At 43.1% G+C, this 21,927-nt stretch carries 16 protein-coding genes; 12 read left to right on the forward strand and 4 right to left on the reverse strand.

Translation table 11 applies throughout. The annotated features are described in order from the left end of the window. The first annotated feature begins 51 nt into the window (after positions 1–51). From ABWW58_RS12890 to ABWW58_RS12910, 5 genes are all read left to right on the forward strand, one after another. On the forward strand, positions 52–1,974 hold the full coding sequence (locus tag ABWW58_RS12890) for an NAD(+) synthase (RefSeq protein WP_353869512.1): 1,923 nt from the start codon (positions 52–54) through the stop codon (positions 1,972–1,974). Between the two features lie 24 nt (positions 1,975–1,998). Continuing rightward, on the forward strand, positions 1,999–3,720 hold the full coding sequence (locus ABWW58_RS12895) for an ABC transporter ATP-binding protein (RefSeq protein ID WP_353869513.1): 1,722 nt from the start codon (positions 1,999–2,001) through the stop codon (positions 3,718–3,720). Positions 3,721–3,833: 113 nt separating this feature from the next. Next, complete coding sequence (locus ABWW58_RS12900) at positions 3,834–4,268, forward strand: GNAT family N-acetyltransferase (RefSeq protein WP_353869514.1); 435 nt, start codon at positions 3,834–3,836, stop codon at positions 4,266–4,268. A 102-nt stretch (positions 4,269–4,370) separates the two neighbouring features. Further along, complete coding sequence (locus ABWW58_RS12905) at positions 4,371–5,381, forward strand: S66 family peptidase (protein WP_353869515.1); 1,011 nt, start codon at positions 4,371–4,373, stop codon at positions 5,379–5,381. 1 nt (position 5,382) lies between these two features. Next, on the forward strand, positions 5,383–5,826 hold the full coding sequence (locus tag ABWW58_RS12910; RefSeq protein ID WP_353869516.1) for an ASCH domain-containing protein: 444 nt from the start codon (positions 5,383–5,385) through the stop codon (positions 5,824–5,826). Between the two features lie 134 nt (positions 5,827–5,960). Here the strand turns inward: ABWW58_RS12910 and ald are convergent, their stop codons facing one another. Continuing rightward, a complete protein-coding gene (gene ald, locus ABWW58_RS12915) occupies positions 5,961–7,097 on the reverse strand; it encodes an alanine dehydrogenase (protein WP_353869517.1) in 1,137 nt (378 codons plus the stop codon). A gap of 256 nt (positions 7,098–7,353) precedes the next feature. Between ald and ABWW58_RS12920 the strand changes: the two genes are divergently transcribed. The 3 genes from ABWW58_RS12920 (at position 7,354) to ABWW58_RS12930 (ending at position 12,724) form a co-directional block, all read left to right on the forward strand. Continuing rightward, positions 7,354–9,024: a PucR family transcriptional regulator gene (locus ABWW58_RS12920; protein ID WP_353869518.1), complete on the forward strand. Its 1,671-nt coding sequence runs from the start codon at positions 7,354–7,356 to the stop codon at positions 9,022–9,024. Between the two features lie 114 nt (positions 9,025–9,138). Further along, positions 9,139–10,884, forward strand: coding sequence for an ABC transporter ATP-binding protein (locus ABWW58_RS12925; protein ID WP_353869519.1), 1,746 nt, complete (start codon positions 9,139–9,141; stop codon positions 10,882–10,884). Beyond that, complete coding sequence (locus ABWW58_RS12930) at positions 10,877–12,724, forward strand: ABC transporter ATP-binding protein (RefSeq protein WP_353869520.1); 1,848 nt, start codon at positions 10,877–10,879, stop codon at positions 12,722–12,724. The genes ABWW58_RS12925 and ABWW58_RS12930 overlap by 8 nt, the downstream gene beginning before the upstream one ends. Positions 12,725–12,847: 123 nt before the next feature. Here the strand turns inward: ABWW58_RS12930 and ABWW58_RS12935 are convergent, their stop codons facing one another. The 3 genes from ABWW58_RS12935 to ABWW58_RS12945 all read right to left on the reverse strand — a co-directional run bounded on the left by ABWW58_RS12935 (position 12,848) and on the right by ABWW58_RS12945 (position 16,589). Continuing rightward, complete coding sequence (locus ABWW58_RS12935) at positions 12,848–14,083, reverse strand: EAL and HDOD domain-containing protein (protein ID WP_353869521.1); 1,236 nt, start codon at positions 14,081–14,083, stop codon at positions 12,848–12,850. A gap of 167 nt (positions 14,084–14,250) precedes the next feature. Continuing rightward, entirely contained in the window at positions 14,251–15,693 is a 1,443-nt protein-coding gene (gene hpaB, locus ABWW58_RS12940; RefSeq protein WP_353869522.1) for a 4-hydroxyphenylacetate 3-monooxygenase, oxygenase component, read from the reverse strand. 209 nt (positions 15,694–15,902) lie between these two features. After that, complete coding sequence (locus tag ABWW58_RS12945) at positions 15,903–16,589, reverse strand: DUF1361 domain-containing protein (protein WP_353869523.1); 687 nt, start codon at positions 16,587–16,589, stop codon at positions 15,903–15,905. Between the two features lie 171 nt (positions 16,590–16,760). On the opposite strand from ABWW58_RS12945, the gene ABWW58_RS12950 reads away from it, so the two are divergent. Genes ABWW58_RS12950 through menC form a run of 4 tightly spaced genes read left to right on the forward strand, consistent with a single transcriptional unit; the run spans position 16,761 to position 21,853 of the window. Further along, complete coding sequence (locus ABWW58_RS12950; RefSeq protein WP_353869524.1) at positions 16,761–18,179, forward strand: isochorismate synthase; 1,419 nt, start codon at positions 16,761–16,763, stop codon at positions 18,177–18,179. Continuing rightward, positions 18,176–19,912, forward strand: coding sequence for a 2-succinyl-5-enolpyruvyl-6-hydroxy-3-cyclohexene-1-carboxylic-acid synthase (gene menD / locus ABWW58_RS12955; protein ID WP_353869525.1), 1,737 nt, complete (start codon positions 18,176–18,178; stop codon positions 19,910–19,912). Before ABWW58_RS12950 ends, menD begins: the two co-directional genes overlap by 4 nt. After that, positions 19,902–20,741, forward strand: coding sequence for a 2-succinyl-6-hydroxy-2,4-cyclohexadiene-1-carboxylate synthase (gene menH / locus ABWW58_RS12960; protein ID WP_353869526.1), 840 nt, complete (start codon positions 19,902–19,904; stop codon positions 20,739–20,741). The genes menD and menH overlap by 11 nt, the downstream gene beginning before the upstream one ends. Next, the gene (gene menC / locus ABWW58_RS12965) at positions 20,738–21,853 is read left to right on the forward strand and encodes an o-succinylbenzoate synthase (protein WP_353869527.1); all 1,116 of its coding nucleotides are present in this window, start codon (positions 20,738–20,740) and stop codon (positions 21,851–21,853) included. The genes menH and menC overlap by 4 nt, the downstream gene beginning before the upstream one ends. Positions 21,854–21,927: the final 74 nt, after the last annotated feature.

The following is a 21,927-nucleotide window of genomic DNA, read 5'->3' on the forward strand; positions in this document are numbered from 1 at the left end:
ATAATAATGAACGTAAGCTTTACAGGTGTTTTCTAATCGGGGGTTATGTTGATGGAGTCAATGAATTTTATTCGCGTGGCAGCCGCATGTCCGGTGACTCGAGTCGCGGATGTCCACACAAATGTGGCGAATATAAAGGTATGTATTGATAAAGCAGTTCATGAGCATGCGAAGCTGGTTGTTTTCCCAGAACTATGCGTTACTTCTTATACATGTGCGGATTTGTTTCTACAGAAGCAGCTGCTCGATGAAGTGGAACAAGGTGTGAGGGAGTTATGCGCTTATTGCACGGGCAAAGACATTCTTATTGCTGTTGGTGCCCCGCTCTATGCTCAGACAGTTGTCTATAATTGTGCCTATATCTTGTTTGACGGTAATCTATTAGGGATTGTTCCAAAGAGTTACATACCGAATTATGAAGAATTTTATGAACGGCGCTGGTTTACTTCCGGTAAAGGTATCACCAATCATACTGTGGATGTGTCCTTTCAGAAAGATGTCCCCTTTGGTATTGATCTGCTTTTTCAGAGCGGTGCATTCCAATTTGGATTTGAAATCTGTGAAGATCTGTGGAGTGTCGTGCCTCCGAGCAGCTATCTAAGCCTTGCCGGTGCTCAAATAATTGGAAACCTTTCTGCTTCAAACGAAGTGGTGAGTAAGTCGGGTTATCGTGAAACGCTTGTGGCATCTCAGAGTGCAAAATGTATGGCATCTTATATTTATTCAGGAGCGGGTACAGGCGAGTCTACGACTGATGTTGTCTTTGGAGGCGAACTGCTGATCGCTGAAAATGGGACGATGCTGAATAAAAACAAGCGTTTTCAGAGAGACAATGAAATTAAGACATCAATCGTTGATATTGATCGATTGAATTTACAAAGAATAAAGAATATCAGCTTTAGAGAAGCAACTTCTACTATGCCTTGGACAGCTCGAAAAATCAATTATTCCTTTGAGCATATGGATTACGGAGTGTTTGATCGGGAAATTGATAAGCATCCGTTTGTTCCTGCTGATGCGAAGCAAAGAGAGCAGCGTTGCAGTGAAATCTTCAGTATACAAGCAGCGGCACTCGCAAAGCGTATGGAACATACAGGTCTGAAGAATGCCGTGATTGGAATTTCCGGAGGTCTTGATTCAACCCTGGCTTTGCTTGTGATTGTAAAAACCTTTGATTTACTCGGTTATGACCGGAAAAATATTATAACGGTTACTTTACCAGGCTTCGGTACGACCGACCGGACCTATCAGAATGCCGTTTCACTTTGCAAAAAGTTGGAGACTGACTTCCGCGAAGTGAATATTGTAGCTGCTTGTCTACAGCATTTTAAAGATATCGGCCATGATCCTGCAATTCATGATGTGACTTATGAAAATGTGCAGGCTCGTGAACGCACACAACTATTGATGGATATCGCTAATAAAGAAGGGGGACTCGTTATAGGGACAGGGGACCTCTCTGAACTTGCACTCGGCTGGAGCACCTACAATGGTGATCACATGTCGATGTATGCTGTGAACTGTTCCGTCCCAAAAACACTTGTTCGCTATTTAGTTCGCTATGTTGCTGAAGAAGAGACACGTGAGGAAATCGCCGCGATTCTTTTTGATGTTCTTGATACCCCTGTAACTCCTGAATTATTGCCGAAGAATGGCAAAGGAAAAATTGCGCAGAAAACAGAGGATATTGTCGGACCATATGAACTGCATGATTTCTTTCTTTATTATTTCGTACGCAGCGGATTCACACCTGCAAAAATACTATTTCTTGCAAAAATTGCGTTCAAAGATTCTTATGATGAAGCAACGATTCAGAAATGGCTTCAAACATTTATTCGCCGCTTTTTCTCAATGCAATTCAAGCGTTCTGCGATTCCTGACGGACCGAAAGTCGGAACCGTCAGTTTGTCACCACGCGGTGATTGGCGTATGCCGTCAGATGCAAGCCGTAATCTTTGGACAACTGAACATTAAAACAGGTGAAAGCGAGGTACTTATGTGATTCGCCGTTTTTTCTCTTATTACAGACCCTACAAGAAATTATTCATTCTCGACTTTTCTTGCGCAGTTCTGCTTGCGCTACTTGAACTTGTCTTTCCTATGGCGGTGAATCAAGTGATCGATCGACTGCTTCCTGGAAAGGATTGGTCGATTATTATGCTTGCCTCAGCAGGCCTGCTATTGTTTTATATTATTAATACTTTGATGCATTATGTGGTGACCTATTGGGGCCATATGCTAGGAATTAACATTGAAACCGATATACGCCAGGAGCTTTTTGAACATATTGAGAGACAATCCTTTCATTTCTTTGATAATAATAAGACCGGTCACATGTTGTCGCGTCTCACGACGGATCTGTTTGATATTGGTGAAACGGCTCACCATGGTCCGGAAGAACTCTTTATTGCGATCATGTCACTACTTGGTGCGTTTTTCCTGATGTTGACGATCAACTGGAAGCTCGCGTGCATTACGTTTGTTCTCGTTCCCATTCTAGGTTCTTTTATCATTATGTTTAACATAAAAATGACAAGAGCCTCGGATCAAATCTATCAAGATATCGCTGTCTTTAATGCTAATGTTGAAAATGCTGTCGGCGGTATTCGTGTTGTCCAAGCATTTTCGAATGAAGACTATGAAAAAAAGCGCTTTCGAGAAAATAATAAATTATATCGAAAAGCGAAGCTATTTTCCTATAAAATTATGGCGACGAGTGTAACAACAAATTATTTTTTCATGCGCCTCATTACGTTATTCACATTAATCAGTGGGGCTTGGTTTGTCATTCATGGCGAACTGAGCAGTGGACAATTTGTCGCCTTCTTATTGCTTTCAAACATTTTTGTTCAACCGATTCAGAATTTTAACGCCGTTATTGAACTGTATCCAAAGGGTATTGCCGGATTCAAGCGTTTTCTGCAATTGAAAAGTTTAGCCCCCGAAATTGTGAACAGTGAACAGGCGATTACTGTTGCATCTATTGAAGGTCGGATTAATTACACTAATGTCAGCTTTGGGTATGAAGGAAAGAAACAAGTGCTGAATCATATCAATCTGCACATTCATTCTGGAGAGACTGTCGCATTCGTTGGACCTACGGGTGCCGGAAAAACAACATTATGCAGCTTACTTCCACGTTTTTATGATGTGACCGAGGGAAGCATTACGATTGACGGTATCGATATTCGTGATTTTAAACTTTCTTCGTTACGCAGTCATATTGGACTAGTGCAACAAGATGTATTTCTTTTTTCCGGTACACTCCGCGAAAATGTTGCGTATGGAAAATTAGATGCAACCGATGAAGAAATTTGGCACGTGATTCGCCTCGCGCGATTGGAGAAAACTGTTCTCAATATGCCTGACGGTTTGGATACGGTAGTCGGCGAACGTGGAGTGAAACTTTCCGGCGGACAGAAGCAGCGGCTTTCCATTGCACGGATGTTTCTCAAGGATCCGTCAATAGTTATTCTTGATGAAGCAACTTCGGCTTTGGATACAGAAACAGAGGCGGCGATTCAGCAATCTCTAGAGCAATTGGCGAAAGGGCGTACAACACTTATCATTGCACACCGTTTGGCAACAATCAAAAACGCAGATCGTATTATTGTTGTAACCGAGCATGGAATTACTGAGCAAGGAACACATGAACAGCTCTTGAAACGTGACGGAGTTTACAGCCGCTTGTATGAATCTCAATTTACAATGAACATGTAATTATAAAACAAGACAAAGTAGGAGTTGTTCTGCATGATGAATTTTGTTGTTGTTGGCATTCGGAAGTTTTTCGATAAAAGTCATTCAGCAATTGAAATTTCAGGAGAACGTCAATGAGCATCATTCGCGAACTGAGAACTGTGACGGAATGGAAGGCTGCTTTTCCAGTTATGAATCAGCTCCGAACAGATTTAGATGAAGAGACCTATCTTGAACTTGTGATGCAGGCGACTAGAAATGAGCGTTATCATCTATTTGCTGTTTTTGAAGGAAATTATCTGGTCGCTGTTACTGGTTTTATGCCAATGACAACGCTATACAGCGGACCGTCGGTTTGGGTGTGCGATCTAGTCACAGATCAGCAGTATCGCTCGCAGGATTATGGGGGGCAGCTGCTTCAATTCATTGAGCAGTGGGCAATGGATCATGGCTATTCGAGCGTTTTGCTTTCGAGTGAATCGCAGCACGAATCTGCATATCATTTTTATATGGAAAAAATGCAATTTGACCGTTCCGGCCATGTATTCAAAAAAGTGATCGAGTCATAAATTTTAGAACCTTCTTCAATTTGATCCTTCTAGGGAATGAAGTAGTGCCGACAATTTAGTGTCGGCATTTTTTTCAAAAAATAGTTGAAGGGAGCGTCTTCATTGTACTCTTTGAACAAAGGAGACAAAATAGGTATTTACTCTCCATCGTCGCCAATTACAGCAACATCGCCAAAACGCTTTGCGCGTGCGAAACGGTTTCTTGAATCAAAGGGATTCCAAATCGTAGAGGGAAATTTGACTGAAAAATGGGATCATTATCGTTCAGGTTCCATTAAGGAACGTGCTGAAGAATTAAATGCCTTGATTCGAAATAACGACATAAAAATGATTATGTCAACTATTGGTGGCACAAATTCAAATTCTCTCCTGCCATATATCGACTATCAAGCATTTAAAGAGCATCCCAAGATCATGATTGGTTATTCAGATGTGACCGCTCTTTTACTTGCGATATACGAACAAACAGGTTGTCCGGTATTCTATGGACCTGCTCTTGTTCCGTCGTTTGGAGAATTTCCGCCTTACGTGGATGAAACATTTAGCTATTTTGAAACAATGTTCCAAGAACATACATCTTATCCTATGAAGATGCCCATGCCTTGTTATTGGTCTGATGAAGGTGTGAATTGGGAAGTACAAACTAGGGAAAAGGAGAGACGTCCTAATCATTGGTACGGTATAAATGGCGGAAAGGCCACGGGAAGACTGATTGGTGGTAACCTAAATGCGATGAATGGATTTTGGGGAAGTCCCTATATGCCGAAAATACAAAAAGGGGATATCTTGCTCATTGAAGATTCTATGAAAGCTGCCTCGCAAGTGGAGAAGAACTTCTCATTGCTGAAGGTCAATGGTGTCTTTGAACAAATTGGCGGAATATTGCTCGGCAAGCATGAGCGATTTGATGACGAGGGAACCGGCAAGCAACCAATTGACCTGCTGCTTGAGGTATTGAATGGAACCAAATTGCCAATTATTGCTGATTTTGACTGTTGCCACACGCATCCGATGCTTACGATGCCGATCGGGTCCCAGATTCGCATCAACGCGAATAAGGATAATCCATCGGTTTGGATCAATCATATCTCATTTAGAGGAGAAAGTTTCTGAAATGAATAAAGCTTGTGAGGATTATTGGACTCATTTTTGGAAAGACAACAAACACCCCGTCTCGGTGTCTGCGTGGCAGTTTGGCGGAGATCCGGATCAGCTGGCAGATTTAGTTGCGAAAGGGATAAAGACAGCAACTTGTTCTGCCTACGTGTTCTATGAACGTGAGCGTGAAGAATTACCAAAGGTCGGCGACTATAACATTATTTTAACTAGTCAAGACAAACCCGTTTGCATTACTAAAACAATTGAAGTGGCTATTATTCCGATGAATCAAGTTTCTGAGCAGCACGCTCGGGAAGAAGGCGAAGGAGGCCGGACTCATGACTATTGGTGGAAGGTTCATCAAGAGTTTTTTACAAAAGAGCTCTCGTCAATTGGTCAACTATTTAAAGAGGACATGCTTCTTGTTTGCGAGCGTTTTACTTTGGTTGATGTAAAGTGATGCGACACGGTCATATGCAGCAACTCGTGCTTAAGTTAAAAAAATCCCCCTGTTCATATAAACAGGAGGAAAAGGACTATCAAAGAGCCACAGAATAACTAGGTTAACGGTTATATACTAACTAGGTTTAAGAATCAGACCTTAGCAGTTTCAAGCAATGATTTTGCGCATTTGTATTCCAAACCATGAGCGTCGGCAACTGCTTTGAAGGTTACATAGCCATCCAATGTGTTCAGACCTTTAAGCAACGCTTCATCTTCGAGACACGCCTTTGCATAACCTTTGCTGGCAATTTTCGCAGCGTAAGGAATGGTCACGTTTGTCAGAGCGAGTGTTGATGTGTTTGGAACAGCACCAGGCATATTGGCAACGGCATAATGAATGACACCGTGCTTCGTATAAGTTGGATCATCATGTGTTGTGCTGTGGTCTGATGTTTCAACCACACCGCCTTGGTCAATCGCAACGTCAACGATAACCGAGTTTTCCTTCATGTTGGCAACCATTTCTTCAGTGACAAGCTTCGGAGCTTTAGCGCCTGGGATTAGAACCGCGCCGACAACAAGATCAGCTTCCTTAACTGATTCAGCAATATTATAAGGATTTGACATGACTGTGTTCAGCGAATTACCGAAAATATCATCGAGGTCGCGCAATCTGTCAGCACTGATGTCAAGAATAGTGACATCAGCACCAAGTCCGACAGCAATTTTCGCTGCGTTCGTTCCAACGATACCACCGCCGATGATCGTTACTTTTCCGCGGGATACGCCAGGTACGCCGCCAAGCAAGATACCTTTTCCTGCATTGTCACTAAATTTTTCAAGGTACTGAGCACCGATTTGAACGGCCATTCTTCCGGCAACTTCACTCATTGGTTGGAGGAGAGGCAGCACGCGATCCGCGCGTTGAACGGTTTCGTAAGCGATTGAAACAACTTTGCTGGCAACAAGAGCTTTTGTTAATTCAGCGCCGACTGCCGGAGCGAGGTGAAGATAAGTGAAGAGAATTAGTCCTTCATGGAAGAAATGATATTCTTCTGGTTCTGGTTCTTTTACTTTGATCACCATTTCAGCAGACCAAGCTTTTTCTGCTGAAGTGATCACTGCACCTGCTTCTTCATATTGCTGATCGGAAAATCCTGCACCTGCGCCGGAAAGCGTTTCAACATAGACCACATTGCCTTCTTGAACAAGGTGGTACGTACCTGCAGGGGTGATTGCGACGCGACGTTCGTTGTTCTTCAATTCTTTCGGAATACCGATAATCATGAATGAATTCCTCCCAATTTGAGTATTAAAACCAATGATTGAATAATCAGTCACCTCGATCAAGACCAATAAAACAAATGATGCATTAGATCGGGGTTAAGTTATTCCTTATCTAGAATGTTACAAATAATAAAAAATCATTTCATCATACGTTTTGTCTAGTCTTTTGGCAAATAACTTGACATTTGATGTACGTGTTAGATAATATGACATTATATGAAATGAAATGAAATGAGACGTACATGGGGGGCTGTGCATGGACGAAATGCCATTTAGTGTGAAAGATGTGCTTGAACGACCGCTTTTCCAACGAGCAATACTGCTTGCGGGCGCTCATGGATTATACCGGGAAGTACGATGGGTTCATATTCTTGAGATTACACATGCCGCTCCCTATGTCAGCAAACATGATTTGATTCTTACAACTGGTCTGTGGCTGAAGCGTTCGGTCAAATCAGGACTGGAATACACACGTCAGATTATTGATCATGAAACATCCGGACTCTGTATTGAGTTCGGAACAACCATTGATGAAATTCCTGACAAAATTATTGAGCTTTGTGACCAACACGATTTTCCACTTATTCTATTTCGTCAACCAATACGGTTCGAGGAGATCACTCAAGACATCCATTCTTATTTGATCAATCAGCATTTCGGGCTTCTTAAAAATTTGGAACACTTTTCACAGCAACAGCAGCAGCTGATCTTACAGAGTACGGATATTCCCGCCATTCTTCGGCTGCTGCAAAGCTATTCTGATGGGCAGATTGTCTATCTCTCAACAATTGAATCGAATAAGTTCTATCCTTCTGTGACGTCGGAGACTGCGGAAACAATTAATACATTTTGCAATAAGAAAATGAAAGATTTCGATCAAATTCAAGAAACCGAAATATGGAAGATGGATGAGACGCATTATCTCTTGATTCAGCCGGTTGTATGTTTTGGACAAGTGTTCTCGTGCGTCGGCATGATTTTGCATCAGGCTCATCCTACTGAATATATGAAGCTTCTTATCGATTATACAGCGAAGGCGGTAGCAACCGTTCTTCTCCGCACACAGTTTCTTGAAGAGAAGATATTAAGCAATCAAAATGAACTCATTCAAGATATTCTTAGTCGGCAGATCGAGAGTGAAGAACAGGCGCAAATGAGGATGGGGCTGCCTTCCCCCAATGGCGAACGGTATATTTTTGTCGGGGGAATTATCGAATTTGAACATAATGTCATTGAAGCAGGACCAGAGCGGATGGAAGCGAGAAATCAAGATATTCTTGTCCTGATCCGGTCGCTTTTAAAAAGATATCAGATGCACCACTTGCTAATGATGAAGAACAATCAAATCTTTTTACTATGCGCGAAGGAACGTGTCAATAAAGACTCTCTAACTAGCATTAACAAAAACATTCAAGGTTTGATTGACGGTTTGGATAAGTACATCAAACAGGCGTTGCCTAGTCTTCATTTTCATGTAGGTATTGGAAAATCAAGGACACGGCTGCTAGATGTATGGATCAGCTTTAAAGAAGCCTATCAGGTGATCGAAATTTCACAAACCGTGCCGGCGATGAAGCAACGCAACTTTTATGGGAAGATGGGGATATATCAGTTACTAAAAGCTGTTCCTGATCCGATTCTTTCCGAATTCATAAAGGATCAGCTCGGGCAATTAATCGACTATGATCATAAACATCATTTAAATCTGGTGGATACCCTATCTATGTATTTTCAGTGTATGGGTTCAAAGGGAGAGACTGCGAAAAAGTTGTTTATTCATCGTCAGACATTGTACAATCGACTTGAGAAAATTAGAGACATATTAGGCGAGGATTTCTTTGAACCAGAACGGCGTCATTGTCTGGAAATGGCATTGCTCGGGCATCCGCTCATAGAAGAATTCAACACGAACGTCAATCCCTTTTAAATCAAAAGGTATTAGAAAACGAGTCGTCTTGCTTACTCATGAGCGTTCTTGTTGATATACTTAATGAATCCGGAGCTATGACCTGTCAGCGCGTATTCAGAAAGAAGGTTTTCTATGGGCTACCTTCGTATTTACTGGAAAACATATAGAGTAAAATTTGTTTTTGCACTCTTTTTCCTGTCGCTTGAAGCCTTGGCGGATTTGATGCAGCCGGCACTAATGTCACGGATCGTTGATCAGGGCGTTGGCAAGGCAGATTTGCCGTTTATTGAACAGTTTGGGCTTTTGATGCTCACAATAACGGTGATTGGTGCATTTTGCGCGAGCGCGCGCAATGTACTCTCGGGTATTGTTTCTCAGCGCTTCGCTCAGAATCTGCGCCAAGATTTATACATAAAAATACAGAGCTTCTCTCAAGCTCAGATCGATCATTTTGGCAACGCGTCATTGATCACTCGTCTCACGAATGACATAACCCGTGTGCAAACCTTCGCTAACGGCATGATGCGCATTATGGTAAAAGCGCCGCTCGTTGGAATCGGAAGTCTTATTATGGCCGTTCATTTGAACGCGAAGCTTTCATTGGTATTGCTGGGAATTGCTCCAATTATAGCGGTACTGGTGTTTTTAAATATGAAAATCAGTTATCCTTTTTTTCGAAATGTACAACGCGCACTTGATCGTGTTAATCGTTCGATGCAGGACTATTTAGTCGGAATTCGCGTCGTTAAAGTCTTTAATCGCTCCGCATATGAGCAGGAAAAGTTCCAAATTAATAATAAAGTACTGGGTGAGCTATCAGCTGCCGCCTCTAAAATCGGCAGCCTTTTTGGCCCTGCGCTTAATTTGGCAGTGAATGGCGGAATTCTTGCCATTCTCTGGTTTGGCGGACTTGGCGTAAATTCCGGTTCCATGCAAGTGGGTGCGATTATCGCTTTTACTAACTATATGATGCAACTTCTTTTTGCGATTATGATGATGAATAACGCCTTTAATATGCTTGTGCGCGCGAAAGCCTCGGCAGAGCGGATCGGAGAAGTGATGAATGCTGAACTGGATCAGCGTTTTCAAACGGGGAACCTCGAGCTATTTGTACCCGAAAAGAAAGGGGCAGTTCAGTTTCGTCATGTTACCTTTTCCTATCAAAAACATGAGGGTCAAGATCCTGTATTGAAAGACATTAATTTTGATCTTGATCCCGGAGAGACACTTGGTATTATTGGTCCGATTGGGTCAGGAAAATCCACACTGACGCAGTTAATTCTTCGCTTCTACGATCCGGACAAAGGCACGATAGTATTTAATGGCAACGATATCAAAAGGTATAGCGAAGGTGAGCTGCGAAAAAGAGTCGCAATTGTACCTCAGCGCACCTTTTTATTCAGCGGCTCGATCATTGACACTATTCGCTGGGGAAATGAGCAGGCAAGTGATGAAGAAGTCTATGATGCTGCTCGGATCGCAGACGCGGACGAATTTATCCGCCGTCTACCGCATGGCTATGATTCAATTATTGGTCAAGGAGGAGTCAACTTGTCTGGCGGGCAGAAGCAGCGCATTTCAATTGCGCGTGCACTGATTCGTAAGCCGGATCTTCTGATTTTGGATGACGCGACGAGTGCTGTAGACGTGCGTACCGACAAACTTATCCGAAGCCGTCTAAAGCAGGCACTAAATCAGTTAACTTGCATCATCATCTCTCAAAAGGCTGCCTCCATTAAGGATGCGGACAAGATTATAGTGATGAATCGTGGAGGCATTGAGGCAATAGGCACGCATAAGGAATTATTATCATTTTCGGCATTCTACCGCGGTATATATTCTATGCAAATGGAGAGAGGCGGAATCCAAAATGACTGAAAAGAAGCGTTCTAGAGATCATATCAGTGTACCAATGCCTGGAAGAAGCGGTAGAAGAAGGGGAGCGGGGCGGTTCGCCCCTGTTGAAAAGCCGGAAAAAATGTGGGCTACATTAAAGAGGCTCGGCATTTATTTCGTTCGCGAAAAACGTGCGCTCATCATTGTTTTTTTCTTTGTTCTGCTTGATTCGATTATTTCCTTGTTGATTCCTTATTTTATCGGAATCGCGATTAACCAGATTGGCACTGAAGCACATTCGGTTAAGTTTTCGATGCTGATCACTATAATTTTTGTTCTTAGTATGTTCTATTTGATGGATGGTGTGCTGACTTTTTTTCAAGACTGGCTTATGGCAACCACAGGTCAAAGAATCGTAATCAGCATTCGTAAAAGTCTATTTTGGAAATTACAGAAATTGCCGATCTCTTTTTTTGATCACAATAACCATGGAGAGATCATGAGTCGGCTAACAAATGATATTGAAAATATTGATGTCACACTTTCGCAATCCACGGTGCAACTGATGAATGATGTGATTATGATTTCCGGATCAGTTGTTATGATGCTCTGGATCAGTCCTTCATTAACGCTCGCCAGTATGATCATGGTGCCGCTTGTATTTATTTTGACCAAAACAATCGCCACTAGAACCTCCAAACTCTTTGTAGAACAACAGAAAGAGTTGGGCACCTTGAATGGCCGAATCGAAGAATCAATTTCCGGATTGTCCGTAATCAAGGCATTTAGCCACGAACATCAAGAAATTGAACAGTTCACACAAATCAATCAACGCTTAACAAATGTCGGACTGCGCGCGCAGATTTGGTCTGGTTACCTGATGCCTTTGATGAATGTAATCAATAATTTAGGCTTTGCTGCAGTCGCTTCCTTCAGTGGTTTTTTAGCAGTTAAAAACATGATCACCGTGGGTATGATCGCCAGTTTTCTTACTTATTCAAGGCAATTTTCTCGTCCGCTGAACGATGTAGCCAGTATTTTTAATACATTGCTCTCTGCAATAGCTGGTGCTGAACGCGTTTTCGACATTCTTGATCGAAAGGAAGAATTGCCGGATCCAAAAAACGCTCGGACAATTAGCCGAGAAAATTGCAGAGGAGAGATTGATTTTCGCAACGTTTCATTTGGTTATGATTCGAAGCACCCCATCCTAAAGAAAATTTCGTTTCACGCGCATCCCGGTGAAACGGTCGCACTTGTCGGACAGACAGGCGCCGGAAAAACAACCATAGTCAATTTAATGATGCGGTTTTATGAACCGATTAGCGGTTCCATTTGCGTCGATGGTACGGATATTAAGAAGTATTGCCGTTCCGGCTACCGCAGTTTATTCGGTATGGTTCTTCAAGATACCTACCTCTTTCATGGCACTTTTAAGGATAATTTACGTTATGGCAGGCTTGAGGCATCAGACGAAGAGATAAAGCGCGCGGCAGTGGCAGCGCATGCGGACTCATTTATCATGGCTTCTGAGCATGGTTATGATACGATTTTACAGGGTAATGGAGAAAATTTGAGTGAAGGACAAAAACAATTACTAACCATTGCTCGAGCATTGCTGGCAAATCCGGCCATTCTAATTATGGATGAAGCAACGAGCCATGTAGATACACATACGGAACGTGAAATTCAAGAAGGACTGGCACAGTTGATGAACGGGCGAACGAACTTCATTATCGCGCATCGCCTCTCCACAATTCGTCACGCAGACCAAATTCTTGTTGTGCATAATGGTAGGATCACCGAACAGGGAAGTCATGAGCAGCTCTTGAAGAAAAATGGTCTTTATTACAAAATGTACAAGGATCAATTTTCGGTATAAGGGGAAGTGTCGAATTAGGGGAGCAGGAAATTCAGAGCGAGAAGGGGCATCAAAATGAGAGAAAAAGCAACCCTAATTAGGTTCTCTGTTACTCAATAGACGATAGACGTAGTCGATAAGGTCTTATAGGTGACTTGTCTTCGCCTCTTCTTCAGACAACGTATGTTGCCATTTTATGGCTTTTAAGTAGAGCGACATAAAGTCTTCGGTAGTCAATTTATGGCTTTTAATGAAAGGGAGTGTCACGTCCCATTGCGCCTGTTCGAATTTAACAACTGAATCGAGACATATTCTTAAATCATTTTCGTTGCCAAGTAAAGCTTCGAATACTTCCTGATCCAAAGGAAGCTTAGTTAAAATCTCTTGCATAGGCTGGCTGAGAATCTGATCCAGCGAGGAGAAAATACCTGTGATAAAATAGTCGGAACTCTGATTTATAAGTCCAAGTTTAATAGCTATGAGCTCCAACATCTTCCCGCGAATCAGCGAACGCTTCACAAGTTCGGCATTTTCAACTTCCTGCGCACCGGTTAATAACATAATGTGAGTCCATTTAATCATATCTTCTGTGCCGATCCTGATCAGTGCTTGGCCAACGGATTTAATTCGATACTTTGCTCCGTAGCGGATGGTATTCGCCACACGCAATAATTTGTAGGTCAATCCAAGATCTTCTTGGACGAGTGTGCTGATCCGAATGAGATCAGGCTCAGGCTCACGCAACTCTTTGAGAATTCGAATTAAGTTGGCTTGTTGATAGCCAATTTCCTTCGCATTGATCATAAGCGGCTTGCTGAAGAAGTACCCTTGAAAGAGATCATAGCCCATCGCGAGTGCGAAGCGGTAGTCCAACATCGTTTCCAATTTTTCCGCCAAAAGAATCTTTTGACCTCGATACTTTTGAATGAAACGCATCTGATCCTTAATCCTTGTTCTTGAGAACTCTACTTTAATCATGTCCGCGAGTTCAATCAATTCCTCATAGTCTTTACGTCCGAAAATGAAGTCGTCCAACGCCAAAGTATATCCGTCCTGTTTCAGCAATCGACAAGCGTTAATCACTTCACGACTTGGGGTGACACGCTCCAATATTTCCACGATAATTTTCTGCTTAGGTAACAGCCGAGGCAATTGCTGTACGAGAAAATCCTCTGGAAAGTTGACGAACCCCTTTGTTCCCTCAATCAACTCATCGAAACCGATTACGAGTACGGAATTTGCAAGGAGTGAAGCGGTTGCATGCCCGTCATTTGTCGTCCCATGAAACGCATTTGTACCACTCTCTCTATATAACAATTCATAACCAAAAAGACGCATCTCTCGATCAAAAATAGGTTGTCGGGCAACATAAATATCCATTAGATCATCTCGCAATAAAAGTGTAATCATGCCATTGACCCAAACGGACCTGTGAGGAAAATGGTGTACCAGATAGCCGAGAACAGCAATACCCAATCCATTCTTAAGTTGCTAGGCGTAGATCATAATTCCTATGCTACCATGTTTTTTTGCGGTCCACAATCACTTTATAGCTCTTCGCGGTTGAGAAACTCATTAACCCACTTAACAAATTCCGATCGGTCATAGTCACGATAAAGGTTCGAGGCGAGGCGGACAGGGTCGCCAAAAAAGAAACGTTCGTACAATGTTTGTCTACCTGCGAAGGAGCTCATCGCCAAGTCCCACGCTAATCGAAATAATTTAACTTTCTCATAACCATTACGATCTGCAGATTGTAAATAATTTCGCAACTCATCACCAATTTCTGATTGGAAATCCCTTTCTGTAGGAATGGTAACTAATCCGCTTGCGCCAATCAATTGTACAATTTCAACAAATCGCGGATAAATTTTTGGATACACGTTCATTGCGGCAAGCAGCGGCTTTCGATCCGGTACCATTGTACCCCATTTATCGATTGAGGCGTGAACCTCTGATGCGGTGAGCAATGCTTTGAGCGTTTCAAGCGCTACGATCACCTCGGTTATTTTTTCTTGAATATGTTGGTATTCACTAATTTTAATGGCATCAACTAACGACTGGAGGACACCAAGAATAAATTCTGTTTTCACAATATTTCTTGAGGTCACTTGATGAACTTGAAGTGGCATAAAACCACTGTCCGTATAAAGCCTGCTTGCAATATCGGTATTTCCATGCAGGAATACTCTATCCCAGGGCACAGTGACGTGATCAAAAAGAACAATTGAATCAACTTCGTCGAATCGTGAACTGAGCGGATGATCATAATGACTTTCTCCAGTGTCAAAGGATTCACGGCAAATAAATTTTAGACCAGGTGTATTTGAGGGGATGGAGAACGCATACGCATAAGCTTCATCAAAATGAAAAGCACCGGTCGGAAAAACAAGCAGTTCGTCAGTCATTCCACCTTGTGTGGCGAGTAGTCGCGCACCGTGAATGACAAGACCGTCTTTGTTTTCATCAATCACTCGTGCAGCAACAGCGTCCGACTCATTTTCAAAATAAAGTGAGGATCGGTTCACCTGAGGCTGAATGAACGTATGGGTAAGTGAGAGATCATGTTCTCTGCAATTCAAATAGAAGGCACGCATATTGTCTGAACCTTGTTTGTCACCGAAAAGATCGGCACACGCAGCAAATGTCATTACAACGGTATTCATATAATCGGGTGAACGGCCCATCATACCGGCAGTTTGCCGTGCCCAAGTCTGAAATGCATTTCTCTGTATCACAAGATCTTTTTTCCTTTTTGGTTCCAAATATGCAGTACCCACTCGTTCGCCAGTACTCGGCGATTTGAATGTCAGAATGTTACGAAAAGATTTCTCGTGCTGCATATCATAAAGCTTTGCCTGGCTTCTCATTACATTTTTAAAGGCGGGGTGTTCAGAAAGGTTGCCTGATATTTTTGCTCCGTTAATCCAGACATTATTGCGAAGACGATCAATCCGTTCCAGATATGTTTTACCATCGATGCAGCCCATGCGCAGTCCCCTCCGTCTAATCATTGTTTTTTAGATTATGAATAGATAACTGAGGAAATGACTTTATAGATCTAATTAATTTAATTAAAGATCTGATCGCTGTTTTTGATCAGGTACATAAAGATTTGATACTGCTTTCCGGAAAAAATTAGCTCCTGTCCCGTTCTTGAATCGGTAATTTGAGAAGTATGCTAGCATAGCACTACTATTCATCGTAACTGTTCTCCAAGCCTTACTATTGCTGTAAAAAGAACGGAGAAAAAGTAGTAAGTCATAAAAATATAGCACGCGGAGAGCAACGAAAAACCAATTGAAAAAGCACTGACATGATGCGTCACTCGTGACAAGAAACTAGTTGGATAGAAGAGATCCCAGGAGTTCAAACGTAAGAAACGGCCAATGTACATCGCGCAACCACTTATGATAAAGATCAAAGTCATAATGATCGAAACAATAGGAGGCGCGAATTTTTGTAAAAAACGATGATGGATGATCCACATCGAAAGCATGCCGGAGCAGGTACCGACAAAAGTGCCGATGCCAATATGAATGAGACTTAACCAGGATAAGAAGTCATTGGAATAAACAATCGATTTTCCTGTTGTATAAAAAGAAATTCCTTGAAGATGGATGAAATCGGTGACCAAATACGGCGCATTTGGGAAGAAGATCAACCACAATAATCCAAGCACCCATGTTCTGAGCCAATCCCGCGCCGCGTTTGCGAGACACATGCATGCAGCAAAGATGAGTGGAAGAAATGCCAAGAGAAGATTCCATAGCATCATAACATGTATCGTACGCTTTGTGAGAGCGTACAAAATCAGACTGAAAAGTATATAGAAAACAATACAATAGAGTACCGGATTAGGTGAAAAATATTTTTTTTGAAACATGCGATCGAAATCCCTTCCCCAATGGTCAACGACTCTTTTGGATTATATTAACCAAGGACAAGTTTTACTCTTTTTCTTCAATTGAGACATCATACTTTGAAATTGACAGCCAGAATTGAGAAGAGTTATCTTTAAAAAGACATAATATGTTCACATTAGAAGCGATAATAGGTGATAAAGGTGACAGTTTCAAATAGGCAAGATTTTTATAACGTGATTTGTACTGCGATAGATCATGCCAAAGTAATCGGGAAACAATGTGTCGTTAGTGAAGTAAAAGCGATAGAATCAATTGATCCGCTCAATTTTTATCATGCTGCCGCGAAGCAGTATCGTGGTGAACGCTTTTTTTGGGAGAGCCAGTCAACTGGATTTGCTCTAGTAGGAGCAGGAGTTGCGGTTTCTGCAACTGCAGAAGGTGATAATGATACATTGGTGCGAGATAGTCTGAAACGGCTCCGGAACACCGCGACTGTGACTGGTATTGGCGGAATCGAGGGCACCGGACCGCTTTTATTTGGCGGTCATACGTTTGATTCAACGAAGCAGTCGTCCAAAGAATGGGCTTCTTTTGGCTGTTTCTATTTTTTTCTCCCAACATTCTTGGTGACAAAGCAAGAGGGACAGTACTATCTGACACGCACAGTGGTTTGCGGACCGGGTGATCACGCGGATGAGTTGATGCGGCAGATTCAGCAAAGTGAAGACACTATATTCCGTAACGTGAGAATAACCCATTGGGAAAAACAACCATGGAATCCGCTTCTCGAACAAAAGGATCAAGATCTGGATGAATGGACGCACACGGTTGACGATGCCATTCAAATAATGGAAGAACGCGCAATAAAAAAGATTGTGCTGGCGCGTACTCGAAATATGATCTTCCAAAATGAGATCTCAAGTGACGAACTCATACGGAGTTTACGCGAGCAACAAGAAAATACATGTGTCTTTTGTCTGGAAAAAGAGTCGGCAGCATTTCTCGGCGCAACACCGGAACGGTTGATTAAAAAAAGTGGCCGACGCATTTATTCAGCGTGCCTTGCCGGATCGGTTTCTCGCGCCAAAACGGATGAAGAGGACTCACGCCTCGGTGAGTGGCTGCTCAACGACCGGAAAAATCGAATGGAGCATCAGTATGTGGTCTCAGCAGTACGCGATTCGCTCACTGATCTTTGTGAACAGCTGACCATTCCAAAGCAACCAGTATTGATGAAAAACAAGAATATCCAGCATCTATACACATCGGTTGAAGGAATATGCGCTGAATCAGCTTCCGTTTTTGATTTTGTTAAACGCCTGCACCCGACACCCGCGCTCGGCGGACTGCCACGCAAAGCAGCCATGGATTGGATCCGCGCGCACGAACGATTAAATCGCGGATTCTACGCTTCACCAATTGGCTGGTGTGACGCACAAGAAAATGGCGAATTTAATGTTGGCATACGGTCGGCGTTAATTAACGGCAGGAACGTGCTTTTATATGCTGGTTGCGGCTTGCTGAAAGATTCGATTCCAAAACAAGAATATGAAGAAACAGCGATTAAGTTTAAGCCGATGCTCAATGCACTCACGAGGAGGAACTCATGAATCATCAAGAATTAGTGACGCGCTATCTCTCCGCATTTATTCATACACTATCGGAGCACAATGTACAGACTGTCGTTATCAGTCCGGGCTCGCGATCGACACCGCTCGCGATGCTCTTTGAAGAACATCCTGACATTCAGACATATTTGGATATTGATGAACGCTCTGCCGGGTTTCTGGCACTTGGACTCGCAAAGGCCTCTGCTCAGCCCGTTGCATTGCTTTGCACATCTGGAACAGCCGCGGCTAATTACTATCCTGCGGTGATTGAAGCTTATTTATCTCATGTTCCCTTGATCGTCATTACGTCGGACAGGCCTTACGAACTGCAGCATGTCGCGGCACCGCAAACAGTGGATCAGCAGGGGATGTATGGAAGACATGTCAAACACTATTTTCAGTTGGAGCTATCGGAGCATGATTTAAGCCTACTTGACTACAATCGAGCTCTAGCTAGTCGAGCGGTAGCCATTTCAATTGGATTGCCTAACGGACCGGTACATCTTAATGTTCCACTCAGAGAACCACTAATTCCGGGGCGATTAAATACGCTGTCTGAAGGCAACGGACGCACAATTACCGAGATGACGATCAATCAGGGCGTGCTCGCGCTTGGTCAGAACCAACTGAAGGCAATTTCAGAACGCATTATGTCCGCAAAAAAAGGCGTTATTATTTGCGGAATCACGGATACGGACGCCCGTACGTTCGGCATCATCGAGCTTGCAGAACATGCGGGTTTTCCTATCCTTGCCGACCCGCTTTCACAGCTTCGGCGGGGCCCGCATTCAATGGACACGGTTATTGAGACTTATGACACATTTCTTCGCAATGAACATATCGCATCCGCATTCGATCCGGATTTGATCATCCGATTTGGCGCGCCGCCGGTGTCTAAAGCCGCTAAGCTGTGGATGAACCAGCAAAGCTGTGCCAATTTTGTTATCGACGGTGGAATGGAATGGAGAGATCCGACTTGTAAAGCAACGGAAATGATCTATTGTGATGAACAGCGCTTTTGTGAGGATCTGCTGCCGTTGATTGATAAAACAGATGATACGGAATGGCTCCGTTTATGGCTTTCCGTTAATAGAACAACGAAAACGGTGCTTTCAAGCATACGCGACGAACAACTATTGAGTGAGGAAAAAGTATTCTTGAAGCTGGCCGAATGGCTTCCTGAAAAAACGAACCTATTTGTCGGTAACAGTATGCCGATCAGGGAGCTGGACAGTTTTATGTTTACTCACTCTAAATCTGCACGGATTTTTGCAAATCGCGGGGCTAATGGTATTGACGGTGTTGTTTCGACAGCAGTCGGTGTTGCCTTATCGAGACAACGTGCGATTCTGGCAATAGGCGATCTTAGTTTCTTTCATGATATGAACGGACTGCTCGCAGCAAATCAAAACCAAGCGAATTTGACAATCATCCTCGTGAACAATGATGGCGGAGGAATCTTCTCCTTTCTTCCACAGGCATCGGAAAAAAAGCATTTTGAAACCCTTTTTGGCACGCCGCATGGTCTTGACTTTGCTCATACAGCAACGCTTTACGGTGCTCATTATACCAAAATCAGCGACTGGGAAACTTTTGACTCAGCACTCAACGAATCTCAGACCATTGATGGTTTGAACATCATTGAAATACCTACAAAACGAGAAGACAATGTTGAAAAGCATCATGCGTTGCAAAAACTCCTTGACAGGGAGGGAGCTAGTTATGAAGGCTGAACTTCGTGGTGTGATCTATCATTATGAGCGGAAAGGAACGGGGGAACCCCTGCTTTTTTTGCATGGATTTACCGGAAGTATGGAAACCTGGCATTTTCTTGAAGCGCGGCTCGCTCGAGATTACCAACTCATTTTTGTCGATATTATCGGCCATGGTTACTCTGAAAGCCCTGAGGATTCAAGGCGGTATGCGATCAATGAAGTGGCAAAGGATTTATTGACCCTGCTTGATTTACTAAATCTTGATAAAGTGCATTTGATTGGCTACTCCATGGGCGGCAGGCTTGCGCTCACTTTTGCATGCCTGTTTCCAGAACGCATCGCCACCTTAATTTTGGAGAGTTCTTCACCGGGATTGAAAACGGAAGCAGAACGAATGGCGCGTCGTTTACGCGACCAAAAGTTAGCCGAATCGATTTGTGAAGATGGCATTCCCGCTTTTGTCAACCGTTGGGAGAACCTCGAGCTTTTTGACTCGCAGAAGCATCTCCCTGAATCAAGGCGCTCAGCTCTACGAGAGCAGCGGCTTTCAAATCAGTCAATCGGACTGTCACGCAGTTTAATTGGTATGGGAACTGGAGCACAACCGTCGTGGTGGGAACATCTCTCCACTTTACAGATACCGGTTCTTTTAATTACTGGAGCGTTGGATGTAAAATTTTGTAAGATCGCATCTGAATTGCGTGATCGTTTGCCAAATGCCGACTGGCAAGTGGTTCCGGTTGCTGGCCATGCGGTTCATCTTGAACAACCATCGGACTATCAGAAACGTATCCATACCTTCATCCAATGCCACGCACTGAGGTTACGAGAGGAAAATATAAAATGAAGCTTCATTCTGTCACGATTCGCGCCATAGCAGCACCTCTAAACGTACCATTCATCACTCATCTACAGCAAGTGACGCGCAGAGAAGCGCTGATTATTGAAATTATGGATACTGATGGACGCATCGGCTATGGTGAAGCGGATCCCTTTTCTAGTCCTTGGTATTCAGAAGAAACCATTCAAACATGCCTTCATATGCTTAAGGATTTCCTGATCCCTATTTTGTTGCGCTGTGAATCGATTCATCCTGATGCGCTCGATCGAATTTGGGCTGGAGTACGCGGCAATCATATGGCCAAATCTGGGCTTAGTCAGGCAATTTGGGATCTCTATGCGAAGCAAAAAGAAGTGTATCTTGGAGAACTTTTCGGCTCTGCAAAATCAGAAGTTGAAGCCGGTGCAGTAATCACAGCCAAGGAACCCGCACATGCCGTTGAACAGATTGAACGGCTCATGTCCGCGGGGTACAAGCGCTATAAGATCAAAATATCACGCACAAATGATATGGTGTTGTTGTCAGGCATTCGCAGGCATTTTCCCAATCTCGCTCTTATGGCGGATGCGAATTCGGATTACAGCCTTGCTGATTGTGATCATCTTCGTCAGTTGGATCAATTCAATTTACTGATGCTTGAGCAGCCGCTCGCTTATAATGATTTGGCGGATCATGCCTTCCTTCAAAAAATGATCGATACGCCGATTTGTCTCGATGAGAGTATATGTTCCTATCAAGACGCCGCAATTGCGATTCAATTAGGAAGTGCGAAAATTTTCGTAATGAAAATGGCGCGGGTAGGCGGATGGGCGGCGGCTTTAGGCATTCACGATTTATGTGTGCGCCATTCCATCCCGCTCTGGTGCGGCGGAATGATCGAATTCGGCATCGCCAAGGCACATAATATTGCGCTTGCCTCATTAAAAGGGTTCACGTTGCCCGGCGACCTGTTTGCTTCCAATCATTATTGGAAACAAGATCTTGTTGCACCTGAAATCACCATTGATCAAGGATTGATTCACGTTCCAGATCAGCCCGGCATCGGCTATGCGATTGATCTTCAGGTGCTCCATGACATGACGGAACATCTTGAAACTTTTAAAAAAGGATCTCTATAGATGAAAAAAATGTGTGTAAGAAAATTTTTGACAAACTTACGAGATAAATAGGATACTTATATGAGTATTTAAGT

It is taken from the genome of Sporolactobacillus caesalpiniae, from assembly GCF_040513385.1.
Classification (GTDB): domain Bacteria; phylum Bacillota; class Bacilli; order Bacillales; family Sporolactobacillaceae; genus Sporolactobacillus.